This window comes from Thermomonospora umbrina, from assembly GCF_003386555.1.
GTDB lineage: Bacteria > Actinomycetota > Actinomycetes > Streptosporangiales > Streptosporangiaceae > Thermomonospora > Thermomonospora umbrina.
This window is the reverse complement of sequence record NZ_QTTT01000001.1, coordinates 2,420,115-2,435,469: the sequence shown is the minus strand read 5'-3', so window position 1 is coordinate 2,435,469 and position 15,355 is coordinate 2,420,115. Positions and strand designations below refer to the sequence as shown.

Annotated in this window: 13 protein-coding genes; 9 read left to right on the top strand and 4 right to left on the bottom strand. The window is 72.1% G+C overall.

Annotated features, from left to right (window positions below):
- The first annotated feature begins 57 nt into the window (after positions 1-57).
- Both DFJ69_RS10705 and DFJ69_RS10700 read left to right on the top strand, forming a co-directional pair.
- On the top strand, positions 58-879 hold the full coding sequence (locus DFJ69_RS10705; RefSeq protein WP_116022337.1) for a cellulose binding domain-containing protein: 822 nt from the start codon (positions 58-60) through the stop codon (positions 877-879).
- Positions 880-954: 75 nt separating this feature from the next.
- Positions 955-1,932 carry an AraC-like ligand-binding domain-containing protein gene (locus tag DFJ69_RS10700; RefSeq protein WP_116022336.1) on the top strand — a complete coding sequence of 326 codons (978 nt, stop codon included), beginning with the start codon at positions 955-957 and terminating at the stop codon, positions 1,930-1,932.
- A gap of 50 nt (positions 1,933-1,982) precedes the next feature.
- Here the strand turns inward: DFJ69_RS10700 and DFJ69_RS10695 are convergent, their stop codons facing one another.
- From DFJ69_RS10695 to DFJ69_RS10685, 3 genes are all read right to left on the bottom strand, one after another.
- Complete coding sequence (locus DFJ69_RS10695; protein WP_116022335.1) at positions 1,983-2,816, bottom strand: SDR family oxidoreductase; 834 nt, start codon at positions 2,814-2,816, stop codon at positions 1,983-1,985.
- 242 nt (positions 2,817-3,058) lie between these two features.
- Complete coding sequence (locus tag DFJ69_RS10690) at positions 3,059-3,922, bottom strand: alpha/beta fold hydrolase (RefSeq protein WP_116022334.1); 864 nt, start codon at positions 3,920-3,922, stop codon at positions 3,059-3,061.
- Positions 3,919-5,076 (bottom strand): MFS transporter, encoded by a 1,158-nt coding sequence (locus DFJ69_RS10685; protein WP_116022333.1) that lies wholly within the window; start codon positions 5,074-5,076, stop codon positions 3,919-3,921. Before DFJ69_RS10685 ends, DFJ69_RS10690 begins: the two co-directional genes overlap by 4 nt.
- Before the next feature lie 97 nt (positions 5,077-5,173).
- Between DFJ69_RS10685 and DFJ69_RS10680 the strand changes: the two genes are divergently transcribed.
- From DFJ69_RS10680 to DFJ69_RS34865, 4 genes are all read left to right on the top strand, one after another.
- Positions 5,174-5,692 (top strand): CGNR zinc finger domain-containing protein, encoded by a 519-nt coding sequence (locus tag DFJ69_RS10680; protein WP_116022332.1) that lies wholly within the window; start codon positions 5,174-5,176, stop codon positions 5,690-5,692.
- A gap of 167 nt (positions 5,693-5,859) precedes the next feature.
- On the top strand, positions 5,860-6,633 hold the full coding sequence (locus DFJ69_RS10675; RefSeq protein WP_116022331.1) for a chymotrypsin family serine protease: 774 nt from the start codon (positions 5,860-5,862) through the stop codon (positions 6,631-6,633).
- 75 nt (positions 6,634-6,708) lie between these two features.
- A complete protein-coding gene (locus DFJ69_RS10670; protein ID WP_116022330.1) occupies positions 6,709-8,100 on the top strand; it encodes a tectonin domain-containing protein in 1,392 nt (463 codons plus the stop codon).
- A gap of 77 nt (positions 8,101-8,177) precedes the next feature.
- Positions 8,178-9,899 (top strand): hypothetical protein, encoded by a 1,722-nt coding sequence (locus DFJ69_RS34865; protein WP_211328578.1) that lies wholly within the window; start codon positions 8,178-8,180, stop codon positions 9,897-9,899.
- Here DFJ69_RS34865 and DFJ69_RS10655 read toward each other — a convergent pair.
- A complete protein-coding gene (locus DFJ69_RS10655; RefSeq protein WP_116022329.1) occupies positions 9,896-12,043 on the bottom strand; it encodes a protein kinase domain-containing protein in 2,148 nt (715 codons plus the stop codon). The genes DFJ69_RS34865 and DFJ69_RS10655 overlap by 4 nt on opposite strands.
- 125 nt (positions 12,044-12,168) lie before the next feature.
- Between DFJ69_RS10655 and add the strand changes: the two genes are divergently transcribed.
- From add to DFJ69_RS10640, 3 genes are all read left to right on the top strand, one after another.
- Entirely contained in the window at positions 12,169-13,179 is a 1,011-nt protein-coding gene (gene add / locus DFJ69_RS10650; RefSeq protein ID WP_116022328.1) for an adenosine deaminase, read from the top strand.
- Between the two features lie 199 nt (positions 13,180-13,378).
- Positions 13,379-13,582, top strand: coding sequence for a cold-shock protein (locus DFJ69_RS10645; RefSeq protein ID WP_116022327.1), 204 nt, complete (start codon positions 13,379-13,381; stop codon positions 13,580-13,582).
- A gap of 94 nt (positions 13,583-13,676) precedes the next feature.
- Entirely contained in the window at positions 13,677-15,347 is a 1,671-nt protein-coding gene (locus DFJ69_RS10640; protein WP_116022326.1) for a DEAD/DEAH box helicase, read from the top strand.
- The last annotated feature ends 8 nt before the right edge of the window (positions 15,348-15,355 follow it).

Here is a 15,355-nt window from a genome sequence, read left to right as displayed (position 1 = left end):
GGGCGACATGGTTGAATTGCCGCCCATGTGGCAGTTCGCCGACCGCAGGCAGGCGCCGTGAACGGGCGTCCCACCGGTCCCTTCCCGACGCCCGAGGACCGGCCGTCGAACGGGGTCCGGCGCGTCGACGTGGAGGCCCGGCGGACCACCCCCAGGACGGGCCGGCACCGGTCGCCCGCGCGGACCCGGCGGTCGCCGTCGGCGACGCGCCTCCGGGCGCTGACCGCGGCGGTCTTCGTGCTGGTGCTGATGGCCACCCCGCTGACCCTGCGGGCCCTTTTCGGCCCCGGCGACGGGCCCGTGCTGTCGTCCTGCCGGACCGACGCGTCGTCGTGCACGCCTCCGGAGACCGCGCCGCAGTATCCGGCGAGCCGGCCCGCGTCCCCGATCACCGGTGACTCCGCCGCGCCGACCGACCCGACACCCCCGGCCGGTCCGTCGGCGAGCGCGAGCCCGTCGGCCACCCGAGAGCCCGGGGTGCCATCGGCCGGCCCGCGTCCCGGGCCCGCCGGGCCGGACGGACGGGACGGGCGCGATGGACGAGACGGGCCGGACGGCGATGACCGTGAGCGCGACGCGCCCCGGGCGCTCGTCACCCGGTACGCCACTCAGGACGTCTGGGGCTTCACGTTCACCGGCTCCATCAGCGTCACCAACCCCACGGGCGTGCCGCAGGAGGCCGGACGGCTGACCTTCGGCTATCACCCCCACGTCGACATCACCTCGGCTTGGGGCGCGGCGGCCGGTCGTCGGGGTGGCAGGGTGTACGCCGACCTCGGGATCATCGCGCCCGGCGCCACGGTGACGGTGTCCTTCCAGGCCATGGGCGGCGCGGGCCCGCCCCGCCACTGCACCCTGGGCCGCCGACCCTGCTTCTGAGCGCCCGGTCTCCGGCCGTCCCGACCGGTGCGACACTGGAAGGAGCGCCCGACGGCAACCTGCTGTGACCGGGGGGTGAGCACGGTGCCGGAGCCGTTCCCCGTCGCGGGGACCGTACAAGGCCCCGACGGGTTCGAGACGTTCCGGGACGCGATGTGGCACAGCGTCGTCCCGGTGCGCCTGGAGGCCGCGCGCCCGGACGAGTTCGCCGTGGAGTGGCGTTCCGCCGCCTGCGGCCCGGTGGGAGTGACCCGGCTGGACGGCGACCTCGCCGCCTCCCACGTGGGCTTCCGCACCGCGTCGGCGATCAGCCGCGGCGACCCCGGGATCTACAACCTCTATCTGCAGATGGAGGGCGACGCGGTCATCAACCAGATGGACCACGAGGACCTGGTCCACACCGGCGACCTCACCCTGCTGGACACCACCCGGCCCTTCGCCGACACCATCAACCCCGGACGCACCAGCCGCCTCCTGGTGACCTTCCCCCACGACGCCTTGGGGCTGGACCCCGGCCGGGCCGCCGCGTCCCTGGTGGGCCGCGCCCTCCCGGCGACCCACGGCGTCGGCCCCCTCCTCGTCCCCCTGTTGCGCGGCCTCGGCGACCACGCCGCCGACCTGCCCCCGGCCTCGGCGGAGTACGCGGCCCGCAACGCGCTCGACATGCTGTCGATCTACCTGGCCGAGCTCCTCGACACGCCCACCACCCGCGACGGCGCGTCCGAACGCTGCCTCGTCCTGAGCGCCAAGGCCCACATCCGCCGCCACCTCGCCGACCCGGACCTCTCCCCGGCCGACGTCGCCGAGGCCGTGCACATCTCCCTGCGTCACTTGCAGAAACTCTTCGCCGACCAGGGCCAGACCTGCTCCGCCTGGATCCGCCGCCAACGGCTCGAGCACTGCCGCCACCGCCTGGAGGACCCCGCCCACGCCACCATCTCGATCACCGAGATCGCCCACGAGGCCGGCTTCCGCGACTCCGCCCACTTCAGCCGCACCTTCAAATCCGCCTACGGCACCACCCCCCGAGACCACCGCGCCGGCACCCGCTGAGCCGGACGCGGTTTCGCCTCCACCGCGGGCGTGCGGCCTCCTCGGTGGGGTCAGCGGAAGGCGTCGGCGTTGCGTTCGGCCCAGGCGGCGAACGGGCGCGGTGCGCGGCCGAGCACGCGTTGCACGTCGGGGGTGATCCGCGCCTCTTCCGGTGTCGGCGCGCCCAGGATGTCGAGTGTGGTCTCGGCGATCGGTGCCGGCATGAAGGTCGTCATCTGCTCGAACGCCTCCGCCCTGGACAGTTCGGCGAAGTGGATCGGCTCGCCCAACGCGGCCCCGATCGCCGCGGCCTGTTCGCGCGGGGTGATCGCCTCGGGGCCGGTGAGGACGTGGATCCGGCCCGCGTGCCCGGGTGCGCGCAGCGCCGCCGCCGCGACGGCGGCGATGTCGGCCGGGTCGACGGTCGGCAGCCCGACCTCGGCGAACGGCGCGGCGACCGTCCGGTGGGCGCGGATCGACTCCGCCCAGCCGAAGGCGTTGGAATGGAAGCCGCCCGGACGCAGGATCGTCCACTCCAGTCCCGACCGTCGCACCTCGTCCTCCCAGGTCCGGCCGATCCGGCCGTGCGACTCGCTCTCGGGACGCGTTCCGACGCCCTGGGACGACAGCAGGACCACCCGCCGCACTCCGGCGTCGGCCGCGTACTTGAGGATCTCGGCAGGGCTCCCACCGGCGGCGGCGAACGCGCCGGTCAACAGCAGGAAGAGCGCCTCCGCCCCGATCAGCACGGGCCGCAGGCTCGCCGGCTCGGTGAGATCGGCCCGCAGGTGGTGCCGATCGTCGGGAGGGTTGCGGGAGAGCGCCGTCACCGCCGCACCCTCCTCGGTGAGGATCCGGACCAGCTCACGGCCCACGTTGCCGGTGGCTCCCGTCACTGCGATCACTGAGGCTCCTTGTTAGTTAGTCGACTGACTCATCGGAGACGCTAGCGCGTTCCGCGGGCGCCTGTCCAGAGCCGGACGACCGACGCGTTCCGGCCCGCCTCGACGGCTCGCCGCTCCTGAAGGCCGTCCGAAGGATCTGACGGCGGATGCGATGCGCCGTTCGTGCAAGGCCCCCGGGCCCGTGGGTGGGTAGACCGCAGGGCCGTCACCCGAGACGGTGGCGGCCCTGCGGAGGTGGGGGACTATGACAGGGCGCGGCGGAGGAAGTCGCGGATGAGGGTGGCGATCTCGGGGCCGTGGGTCTCGAGGGCGAAGTGGCCGGCGTCGAGGAGGTGGATCTCGGCGTCCGGGAGGTCGCGGGCGAAGGCGCGGGCGCCGTCGGGGCCGAAGATCTCGTCGTTCCGGCCCCAGGCGATCAGCGCCGGCGGGCGATGGGTGCGGAAGTACTCCTGGAAGGCCGGGTAGCCGTCGAGGTTGAACTGGTAGTCCCAGAAGAGCTGGAGTTGGATCTCCTTGTTGCCCGGTCGGTCGAGGTACGCCTGGTCGAGGGTCCAGGTGTCGGGGGACAGCCGGTCCAGGCGCTCGGCGGGCACGCCGTGGGTGTACTGCCATCGGGTGGCGTCGGCCTCCAGCAGGGCGCGGACGGCGGGCTCGTGGGCGGTCCGGTCCTTGGCGTGGGCGAACAGGTCGTTCCAGAAGGGTGTGAAGCCCTCCATGTAGGCGTTGCCGCTCTGGCTGATGATCGCGGTCACCCGTTCGGGGTGGCGGGACGCGATCCGGAGCCCGATCGGCGCGCCGTAGTCCTGGACGTAGAGGGCGAAGCGGTCCAGCCCGAGCGTGTCCAGCAGCCCCAAGGTGATCTCGGTGAGCCGCTCGAAGCCGTACGCGAACTCGTCCACCGAAGGCATCGCCGACTGTCCGAAGCCGATGTGGTCGGGGGCGATCAGGTGGTACTCGTCGGCCAGCTCCCGCAGCAGCTCGCGGAACATCGCCGAGCTGGTCGGGAAGCCGTGCAGCAGGACGAGGGTGGGGTTCGCCGGGTCGCCCGCCTCGCGGTAGAAGACTTCAAGGCCCTGGATCTCGACGGTGTGGTGACGGGTGTTCATCGTGCGGATTCCTTCCTGAGGGTGGGGATGGGCGCCGGACGCCCGACGAGGGCGGCGGCGGTGAGGCTCAGCAGGACGCCGAAGGCGAAGTAGCCCCGGTAGCTGCCGGTTTGGGCGTGGACGGCGGCGGCCACGGCCAGCGCGAACCCGGCCGAGACCTGGTGGATCAGCCAGGCGGGGGCGAGGGCGCGGCCGAGCCGCGTCCGGTCGAGGTCCCGGGTGAGCAGCGCCATCGTCAGCGGGATCACCGTGAACGAGGCCGTTCCGAAGATCACCGCGACGGCGAGGAGGGCGCGGGGGTCGGTGGCGGTGGCCGCGAGCAGCAGCGACACGGCCCGGACGAGGTGCAGCGCGCGGAGCAGCGTCTCGGGCGGGTACCGGCCCAGCAGCCGGGCGATGACCAGCGCGGTGATCCCGGCGGCGACCGCGCTGACGGCGACCAGCCGCCCCGCCCGGACCGCCGACCAGCCCAGCTCGGTGGCGTACTTCGGCAGCAGCAGGATCAGCACGTACAGCGTTGCGGAGTGCAGCCCGAAGGATGCCAGCACCCGTCCCTTGCCCCGCAGCGCGACCGTCCCGGACGGTGCCCGGACCGGCCCTCGATCCGGGGGGAGCACCCCCGCGAGCACGATGGTGACGACCAGCCCGGTGAGCCCCAGCGCCAGGTACGCCCCCCGGACGCCCACCGGCTCGAACAGGGCCGTCGCGGCCCAGGGCGCCAGGAGTTGGCCGAGGTTGATGCCCACCGACGCCCGGGTCAGGGCGGGCCCGGCCCGGTCGCCGTACGCGCGGCCGATCAGCGTGGTGACGGCGAGGCTGGACGACGCCGCGAAGCCCAGCCCGCCGAGCAGCACGTACGCCGCGACGAACTGCCAGGTCTCCCGAACGGCCGCCAGCGCCAGATAGCTGCCGGAGATCAGCGTCAGCCCTGTTAGCAGCACGAACCGCGCCCCCAACCGGTCGAGCAGCACGCCGACCACCGGCTGCGCGGGACCGGTCACCGCCGTCGCCAGCCCGGCGGCGATCGCCAGGGTCGTGGCGGTCAGGCCGTACGCGGCGGAGACGGGTGTGAAGAAGACCCCCGCCGTGAAGTTCAGGCCGAAGGACACCGACTGCGCCGCCAGCGCCGCCCCCGCCACCCGATCTCGTCGCATCCGACACTCCTAACCGGTCAACTCCAAGACATCGGTTAGAGTTATGGCAGAGATGATCTAACTTGTCAACCCGCATACACCGGTTAGACTGAACGTCATGTCGCAGCGACCCCTGACCGGCGAGCCCCTCGCCCTGGACCTCGTCAACACGCGATGGCCGGCCGACGGGATCTGGCACGACGCGCTCGACGACCCCGCGCACCTCGCCGAGTGGCTCGGCGAACACGACCTGACCCCCGAGGACCCCGAGCGCTGCCGCGAGCCCCTCAAGACGGCCCGCGCGGCCCTCCGTCGATCCCTGGAGCAGGGCGAGAACGACGAGGTCAACGCCGTCCTCGCGCACGGCGTCCTCCGGCTCTCCCTGCACGACGGCCGCCCGGTCGAACACCTCGACCCGGACGACGAGGCGTGGCGCCCGGCCTGGCTGGCGACCCGCGCCTACCTCGACCTGCTCGCCACGGCGCCCCCCGGCCGGCTGCGCCACTGCGACGGCACGGGATGCGTCCTGTGGTTCCTCGACACCTCCCGCAACGGCCGCCGCCGCTGGTGCTCGATGGCCGGCTGCGGCAACCGCGCCAAGGCCAAGGCCCACTACGACCGGACGACCCGTCCGTAGCGCGCTTTCCCCATGCCTCGTTTGAGGTCGGCCGTAACGAGGATCCATGCGTGTCATCAGCGCGTGGACGTCAAACCTCGGTGCGAGTGATCTGTCTCACGCTTCTAAAGAACAGCGCTGTCTGTTTGACTCCGTTCGAGACGGATCCACTCCGAGAGGAATCCTCGATGTCCCACTTCCTTCGCAAGCTCTGCGCCGCCGGCGCGGTTCTGGTGGCCGGGTTCGCCGTGCCGGCAGGGGTCGCGCAGGCGGAGACGAAGGTCTCGGTCGGCCCCGGCACGGGGATCATCCAACGGGTCGGCCTGAACCCGGACGGGCAGGTGACCGCGTTCTACGTCTGCACGCTCACCGCCATCGGCCACGACGGCGCGGGGAACCTCGTGGGCCTGTCCAACGCGCACTGCTTCATCGACGACGCCGGCAACAAGCTCGTGGGCGACAAGGTCTACGTGGACACCACCCCGCCCGGCAGCGCGGCCTCACCCGCCCCGTTCACGGTCTCCCCGGAGACGCTGCAGATCGGGCCGATCGGCGAGGTGACCTACGTGAGCACGCCGAACAACCTGCTCACCGGCGGAACGCCCGGCCTCGACTACGCGGTCATCAAGCTCGACCCGGCGAAGGTCGCGCCCACCCCGACGGTCACCAGCCCGTCCGGGACCACGACCGTCACCTCCATCGGCGAGGTCCCCGCCTGGGGCACCCGCATGTGCAAGCAGGGCCACCGCACCGGCGTCACCTGCGGGGCGACGCTCGGCCGTAACGGCCTGTGGTACCGGACCCTGATCTGGACGCTGGGCGGCGACTCCGGCGCTCCGGTCATCAACGGCAACGCGCTGGTCGGCAGTGCCTTCGGGGCCCAGCACTTCACCCCGATCACCAGCATTCTCGCCGACATGAACGCACAGGGCGGCGTCGGCGCCGGGTTCCATCTCGGCTGATGACGAACGTCGAATGAACGGCCCTCGACCGCACCGTTGACCGCCTCGGCGCGCCATCCTCACACAGGGAGAGAAATGCGAAGGATCACACGGGCACGTCGACGGATCGGCTTCATCGCGGCGACGTCGCTCCTCCTCACGCCGATCGCGGCGGTGTCCGCGACGGCGTCGGCGGACCCCACGCCCCCGAAGGGACGGTTCGGCGGTCAGGGCCCCATCGTCGACACGAAGGGGAACAGGCTGTCGGCGACGGCGCTTCCAGAGGCCATGCCGGTCATGACGCGCGACCACATCCTGTCGCGGGCGCAGTCCTGGGTCGGCAAGGGCATCGTCTACAACCAGGACGCGTCGTACGCCGGCTACCGGACCGACTGTTCCGGGTTCGTCTCCATGGCGTGGAACCTGGGGGTGTCCCTGACCACTCCCAGGTTCGTCCCCGAGGGGTACGCCCACTGGATCTCCAAGGGGGAGCTGCAGGCGGGCGACATCCTGCTCGACGACGACGCCGGCGACTTCGGCCACGTGGTCGTCTTCGATCACTGGAACAGCGCCAACCAGTCGTCGTACGTCGGCTACGAGCTGAGCAGCAGCCACAACGTCGCGCATCGCTCGTTCCCGTACCCGTACGACGCGGGGTCCGGCCCGTACGCGCCGGCGCGCTACAACAACGTCGTCCCGGCCCGGGGCGGCACGCATCTCTTCGCGCAGTCGCCCGACCGTTCGGGCGTGTTCCAGTACGCCGGGTACGGCAACACCTGGACCAAGGTCGGGGGAGCGGCGCGGGACATCTACACCGGAGGCGCCGGCCTGTTCGCCACCAACCCGACGACGGGCGACCTCTACCGCTACAACGGCACACCCGACAGTTGGAGCAAGGTCGGCGGGCCGGGGCACACGTTCGTCGTCGCCGGCGACCAACTGTTCGGGCTCTCGCCCGACCGCGGCGCCGTGTACCAGTGGACCGGCGGAACGTCGTGGATCAAGGTCGGCGGCGCGGCCGGCAGTCTGATCGGTGGCGACGGCGGCCTCTTCGCCACCGACCCGAGCAGCGGCGACCTCTACAAGTACAACGGCTCCCCCGAGAACTGGAGCAAGGTCGGCGGCCCGGGCGCGCAGTTCGCCGTCGGGGGCGGCAGGCTCTACGGGCTGAGCCCCGACAAGAACGCCGTCTACCAGTGGAACGGGTCGGGGACCGCGTGGACCAAGGTCGGCGGAGCCGCCGGCGCCCTCTACGCGGGTTGGGCCGGGATGTTCGCCACCAACCCGAGCACCGGCGACCTCCACAAGTACAACGGCACACCGGAGAGCTGGTCCAAGGTCGGCGGGGCCGGCCGCCAGTTCGCCGTCAGCAACGGGACGGTCTTCGGCCTGTCCCCGAACGGCGGCGCCGTCTACAAGTGGACCGGCAGCGGGACCAACTGGGTGCAGGTCGGCGGCCCGGCCGCCTCGATCTCCGTCGGCAACTGAAGCGTCCGTCGAGACCACGACGGGGCCGGTCGGCGCGTGCCAGCCGGCCCCGTCGGCCGTTCAGCACAGGAGTCCGCATGCCGTTCGCCCCGGGCCTTCGGGCCTTTGCCGCCATGGCCGTCCTGACCGCGCCCTTCGTCACGGCGGTCCCCGCGCTCGCCGCCCCCGCCGAGTCCGTGACCAGCGGAGACTTCGTACGGATCTATGACCCGAGCGTCGGTGAGTCCCGGCCCTGGTACATCAACGACCACACCTTCGTCCGCGACGGCGCGGGCACCTGGCACCTGTTCGGCATCACCCACCCCGAACCGGCCGACCCCGAGGACGAGGACGAGTTCGCGCACGCGACCGCGCCCAGCCTGCGCGGGCCGTGGACGAAACAGCCCCCGGCGCTGACGGTCGACCCCGCCTATGGGGAGTCCCACCTCTGGGCTCCGCACGTCGTCCGTGACGGCTCCACCTATTACATGTTCTACGCCGGCGGCCAGACGCTCGGAGATCCGTCCAGGAGCCAGATCAACGTGGCGACCTCGACGGACCTGTTCCACTGGAAGCGCCGGCCGGCCGGGCCGCTGTTCCGCGACGGGTACGAGGCCCGCGACCCGATGGTCACCCGCGTGGGCTCGCAATGGGTCATGTACTACACCGCCACGGCGACCGCTGCCGGCGGCCGCAGCGTGGTGGGTTACCGGACCAGCTCCGACCTCATCACCTGGTCCGCCCGACAGATCGCGTACACCGCGCCCGTCGGCGACTGGACCGAATCCCCCTACGTCCTGCAGCGCGACGGCACCTGGCATCTGTTCCTGGGGGGCTCCTCCGTCGAGAACTATGTCGGCACCGACGTGTTCGCGGGCTCCGACCCGTTCCGCTTCCAGGTCGCCGACCAGGTCGGCAGCCTGCCGTCGCACGCCGCCGAGGTCCCGCAGGACCACGACGGACGCCTCTGGCTGAGCGGCGCGGGCTGGGGCGTCGGCGGAGTCGATCTCGCCCCGCTGTACTGGCACGCCCGGCCGTACACCCCGCACCGCCTGTACGCGCTGAGCCCGGACAAGAGCGGCGTCTACCAGCGGACCGGCGGGTCGTCATGGATCAGGGTCGGCGGCCCGGCCGGCGCGCTGATCGGAGGCGACGGAGCCCTGTTCGCGACCAACCCGAGCAGCGGCGACCTCTACAAGTACAACGGCACGCCCGACGACTGGACCAAGGTCGGCGGTCCCGGAGCGCAGTTCGTCTACGCCGGCGGACGGCTCTACGGGCTCGGCCCGGACAAGAGCGCCGTCTACCAGTGGACCGGGTCGGGGACCGCCTGGACCAGGATCGGAGGCCCCGCGGCGACCCTCTACGCAGGCGGGGCGGGCCTGTTCGCCACCAACCCGAGCACCGGCGACATCTCCAAATACAACGGCACGCCCGATAATTGGACCAAGGTCGGCGGCCCCGGAGCCGGTTTCGCGGTCACCGGCGACCACCTGTACGGCCTGAGCCCGGACAAGAGCGCCGTCTTCCGGTGGACCGGGTCCGGGACCGCCTGGACCAGGATCGGCGGCCCCGCCGGGACCCTGTACGGCGGCGGCGTCGGCCTGTTCGCCACGAACCCGAGCAGCGGCGACCTCTACAAGTTCAACGGCACGCCCGACCACTGGTCCGAGGTCGGCGGTCCCGGTGCCCGGTTCACGGTGTCCGGCGACGACCTGTACGGCCTCAGCCCGGACCGGAGCGGCGTCTACCTGTGGTCGGGGGCCGGGATGACCTGGACGAAGGTCGGCGGGCCCGCCGCCGGCATCGCCGCCGACTAGCGCGGCCCCTCGTTCACCGCCGCCGCCTGCTCGGTGCGGCGGCGGCGAACGGTCCGGCGGAGGGACGCGCGGACACCGTTCGCCAGCAGACAGACGACGATGACGACGAGCGCCGCCGGGATCACGACCAGACCCTTGACGAACCCGAGATCGCTGAAGAACGCCAGCAACGGATAGGCGGCGGCGCCGGCCACCGCGCCCAAGATCCCCAGGACGAGGAACAGCGGGCCCTCGCGCCTCGTGTAGACCTCCTTGCGCAGATCGTCGAAGCCCATGTTCAGGGCCTCCATCCGATCGATGAGCGCGACGACGGCGCGACTGTCGGCGGGCGGGTATCCGGCGTCGGCGTTGTCGACGATCTTGCGCTGAAGGGTCTGGAAGGCGCGGTCCCTGAGTCTGGCGCGGGTCCGTTCGGGCAGCTCGCGCCAGACGGCTTCGAGGGCGTCGAACGCGGACACCGCCGCCGTCGGGTCCAGGGGCGCGCGGCCCGCCGAACGCCCGGGGAAGACCCGGGCGAACTCGGCGACGACGCGCAGCCGGTCCGGTTCGTCGAGGACGACACCCGCGACCTTCCGCGAGTACGACTCGTACCGGCTGCGGATCTCGCTCGCGCCGGGGGCCACGGCGAACGCCTCGATCACCGTCGCGTCGTCCGAGGCCAGGCTGCTCGCGTACGCGTCGCGGACGGCGCGCTCGCCGGGTGCCAGCTCGTACGCCAGGGCGAGGTCGCCGTCGTCTCGCACGAGTTCGCGCGCGTACGCGACACGGACGACCGAGTCGTCGGGTGTCAGCTCGTAGGCCAGGGCCAGGTCGCGCCCCTCCCGCATGAGCCTGCGGGCGTACGCCTTGCGGACCGCCGGCTCCTCGGGGGCCAGCCCGTACGCCTCGTCCAGAGCGGCGTCACCGTCGCCGAGCAGCGACAGGGCGCGGGCGGCGCGGACCTGCGGGTCGCGGGGGGCCATCTCCCACGCCTTGTCGTTGTCCGAGCGCAGCGGGCTGCGGGCCAGCTCCCGCGCATAGCCCAACGCGATCTCGGAGTCGGACGGGTCGCTCTCGTGGGCCAGCCGCACGTCCGCCAGGCCGTTCTCACCGAGCCGGCTCCGCGCGACGCCCCGGTGGAACAGGCAACGGGCGTGCGACGGCTTGATCCTCAGACCCTGCTCGGCCTGCTCGACGGCGAGCCGGACGCGGCCCTCGGCGAGGCTCTGCGCGGCGAGGGCGGCCCAGGCGTCCGGCTCCTGAGGCTCCTGAGGCTCCTGCGGATCCGCCTCGACCATGGTCGCGGGGGCCTCGACGTCGGACAGCGCCGCGCTGTCGAGCACCGTCCGGGTCATGCTGAGACCGCGCAGGGCGTCCAGGGCCTCGGCGGCGGTGGGGCGTTCGGCGGGGTCCTTGGCGAGAGCCCGGGTGACGACCTCCAGGAGACGTCCGCCCAGCCCGTCGAGCTGCGGGGTGCCGTGCGCGATGCGGTCGCCCATGCCGCGCAGGTCGCCGCCGAACGGGGGCCGGCCGGACGCCGCGTAAACGATCGTGCCCGCCCAGGAGAACACGTCGGCGGGCGCGTCCACCGGCCGGCCGGTGATCTGCTCCGGGGCCATGTACGCCGGCGTGCCGATGACCATCCCGGTGGCGGTGACCTGCGTGTTCATCTCCGTCAGCAGGGCCAGGCCGAAGTCGATGACGCGCGGCCCGTAGGGACCCAGGACGATGTTGCCCGGCTTGAGGTCGCGGTGCGTCACCCCCGCCCGGTGGATGTGGTCCAGCGCGGCGAGCACGGCCACCGCGAGCGACTCCAGCGGCCCGTCCGCCAGCGGCCCGTGCCGGTCGATCTCCGCGCCGAGCGTGGGCCCGTGGACGTACTCGGTGACCAGGTAGGGGGGGTCGGCGTCGGGGTCGGCGTCCAGCAGCAGGGCGGTGCAGCGGCGGCCCAGCCGGCCCAGGGCGGCGATCTCGCGGCGGAACCGGGCCACATGCCCCTGGTCGGCCCCGCGCAGCAGGTCGCCGTTGATGACCTTGACGGCCGCCTGCGTCCCGTCCCGGTCGCGGCCGAGGTAGACCACGCCCATCCCGCCCGCGCCCAGCCGGCCCAGCAGCTCATAGCCGCCGAGGGTCTGCGGGTCGTCGGGCTTCAGCGGACCGGGCATGCGGGCTCCTCCAAGACGTGTCGGTCGGGCTCACCGTACGAGCCGGAACCGTGCCGTCACCATGACCAATGTGCGCGTACCAGGGAAGAACGAGTGAGGAGACGACGAAGACGACGGAGGCGCATGTGAGGTCGTTCATCGCGGGGCTGCCGAAATGCGAGCTGCACCTGCACATCGAGGGCACGTTGGAGCCGGAGCTCAAACTCGCCCTGGCCGAGCGCAACGGCGTGCCGCTGCCGCACTCGACGGTCGAGGAGGTCCGCGCCGCGTACGAGTTCGACAGCCTCGCGTCGTTCCTCGTCGGCTACTACGACGGCATGCGGGTGCTGCTGACGGAGCCCGACTTCTACGACCTGGCGACCGCGTACCTGCGCAGGGCGTCGGCGCAGAACGTGCGGTACGCCGAGATCTTCTTCGACCCGCAGGCGCACACCTCGCGGGGCGTGCCGTTCGACGTGGTGATCCGGGGGCTGCGTCGGGCGCTGCTCGACGCCGAGCGGACGTGGGGCGTGCGGGCCCAGCTCATCATGTGTTTTCTGCGCGACTTCCAGGCCGAGTACGCGATGGCGACGCTGCTGGAGTCGCTGCCGTACCGGGAGTGGATCGTCGGCGTCGGGCTGGACTCCGACGAGCGCGGCAACCCGCCGGAGAAGTTCGCCGAGGTGTTCGCCCGCGCCCGCCGCGAGGGATACCTCCTCACCATGCACTGCGACGTCGACCAGGAGAACTCCACGGAGCACATCCGGCAATGCCTGGAGGTGATCGGCGTGGACCGGATCGACCACGGTGTGAACGCCCTGGAGGACCCCGCGCTGGTCGCCGAGATCGCGCGGCGCGGGCTCGGTCTCACCGTGTGCCCGATCTCCAACGGGTACGTGACCGGCGACCGCAAGACCGACGCCATCCGCCGGATGCTCGACCTCGGGCTGCGCGTCACGATCAACTCCGACGACCCCTCCTATTTCCAGGCGTACGTCGGCGAGAACCTGGAGGCCGTGCACGAGGCGCTCGGGCTGACCGCCGCGGAACTGGTCCGGCTGGAGCACAACGCCTTCGAGGTAGCCTGGCTACCGCGCACGATCCGCGACGCTCTCCTGGCCGAACTGAACGCCTACGCCGCTACGGCGGGGCTTTGAGGCCACCAGGAATACGTGCGGGCGGTCGGACGCTGTAACGTGTGGTTGTAGTCGAAGTTTGCGAACGCCATCGGGCCTCCACCTCCATGGGGGTGTCCGTGCCGCAGAGTTTGACAGCGGGCGTTTCGCCGTTTGAAGGTGTTCCTTTGATGGTGTGCGACCGTCGGCCGATCACTCATCCATCAAAGGAGACAGACACATGGCTCAGGGAACCGTCAAGTGGTTCAATCCGGACAAGGGCTTCGGCTTCATCTCGCCGGATGACGGCTCCGCGGACATCTTCGTCCACCATTCCGCGATCCGGATGGACGGCTTCCGCACTCTCGCCGAAGAGCAGCGCGTCGAGTACGACGCCGTTCAGGGTCCCAAGGGTCTGCAGGCCGACGAGGTACGCGCGCTCTGAGAACCGACTTCGCGAGGCAGGCCCGCACGCGGGCCTGCCTCGTGCTTTTCCCGGCCCCTGTCCGGACGTTCGAGAATGAGGTCACCACGTGACGATGGGCGAATCCGGCGACGCCACGGGCTTCGCCGACCTTGAGCTGCGGCCGGAGTTGCTGCAGGCGTTGACGGGCCTCGGCTACGAGGAGCCCACCCCGATCCAGCGCGAGGCCATCCCGCCGCTGCTGGACGGCCACGACCTGCTCGGTCAGGCCGCCACCGGCACCGGCAAGACGGCGGCGTTCGCGCTGCCCGTCCTGCAGCGCGTCACCGCGCCCGGCGTGGGCGAGGCGCCCGCCGCGCTGGTCCTGGTGCCCACGCGCGAACTGGCCATCCAGGTCTCCGAGGCGTTCCACCGCTACGGCCGCGAGATGGGCGCCCGCGTCCTGCCGGTGTACGGCGGCGCCCCGATCGGCCGCCAGCTCCAGTCGCTCAAGCGCGGCGTGGACGTCGTCGTGGCCACCCCGGGCCGCGCCCTCGACCTCATCGGCCGTGGTGCGCTCCGCCTCGACGAGCTGAAGACCGTCGTCCTCGACGAGGCCGACGAGATGCTCGACATGGGGTTCGCCGAGGACATCGAGGCGATCCTCCAGGAGACCCCCGAGGAACGGCAGACCGTGCTGTTCTCGGCGACCGTGCCCCCGCGCATCGACGGCATCGCCCGTCGCCACCTGCGCGGCCCCGTCCGCATCGAGATGGGCCGCCCGGAGACCGAGCCCGGCGAGCAGCCGCTGGTGCGCCAGCGCGCCTACATCGTCGATCGCTCCCACAAGGCCGCCGCCCTCGGCCGGCTGCTCGACGTCGAGGCGCCCGCCGCCGCGATCGTCTTCTGCCGCACCCGCGACCAGGTGGACGAGCTGACCGAGATGCTGAACGGGCGCGGCTACCGGGCCGAGGCCCTGCACGGCGGCATGAGTCAGGACCAGCGCGACCGCGTCATGGGCCGGCTGCGCTCCGGGACCGCCGAACTGCTGATCGCCACCGACGTGGCCGCCCGGGGCATCGACATCGATCACCTCACCCACGTCGTCAACTACCACGTCCCCTCCGCCCCCGAGTCGTACGTGCACCGCATCGGCCGGGTCGGTCGGGCGGGTCGCGAGGGTGTCGCGCTCACCCTGGCCGAGCCCCGCGAGCACCGGATGCTCAAGGCCATCGAACGCGTCACCAAGCAGCGGATCGTCGTCGAGAAGATCCCCACCGTCGCCGACCTGCGCGCCCGCCGGCTGGAGCTGACCCGGGCGGCGCTGCGGGAGAGCCTGCTCACCGATGACCTGGACTCGTACCGGGTCGTGGTCGAGACGCTGGCGGACGAGTTCGACGTCATGGAGGTCGCCCTCGCCGCCGTCAAGCTCGCCTACGAGGCCGGCGGCGGCGCCCAGGCCGACGAGCAGGAGATCCCGGAGGTCGTCCGACGCCCGCAGCGGGAGCCGGGCAAGGGCCGTCCGGAGCGCGGCGAACGGGGTCGTCCCGGGCCCGCCCCCGAGGGGATGACCCGGGTGTTCCTGGGGCTGGGCCGCCGTTCCGGCGTCCGTCCTCAGGACCTGGTCGGCGCGATCGCCGGGGAGTCCAGCCTGCGCGGTCGCGACATCGGCGCGATCGAGATCGCCGACCGGTTCTCCCTGGTCGAGGTTCCGGAGGCGTCCGCCGAGGAGGTCATCGCCTCGTTGCGCCGCACCACCATCAAGGGCAAGAAGGCCATCGTCCGCCGCGAACGCCAGCCCCGCTGACGGCCTCC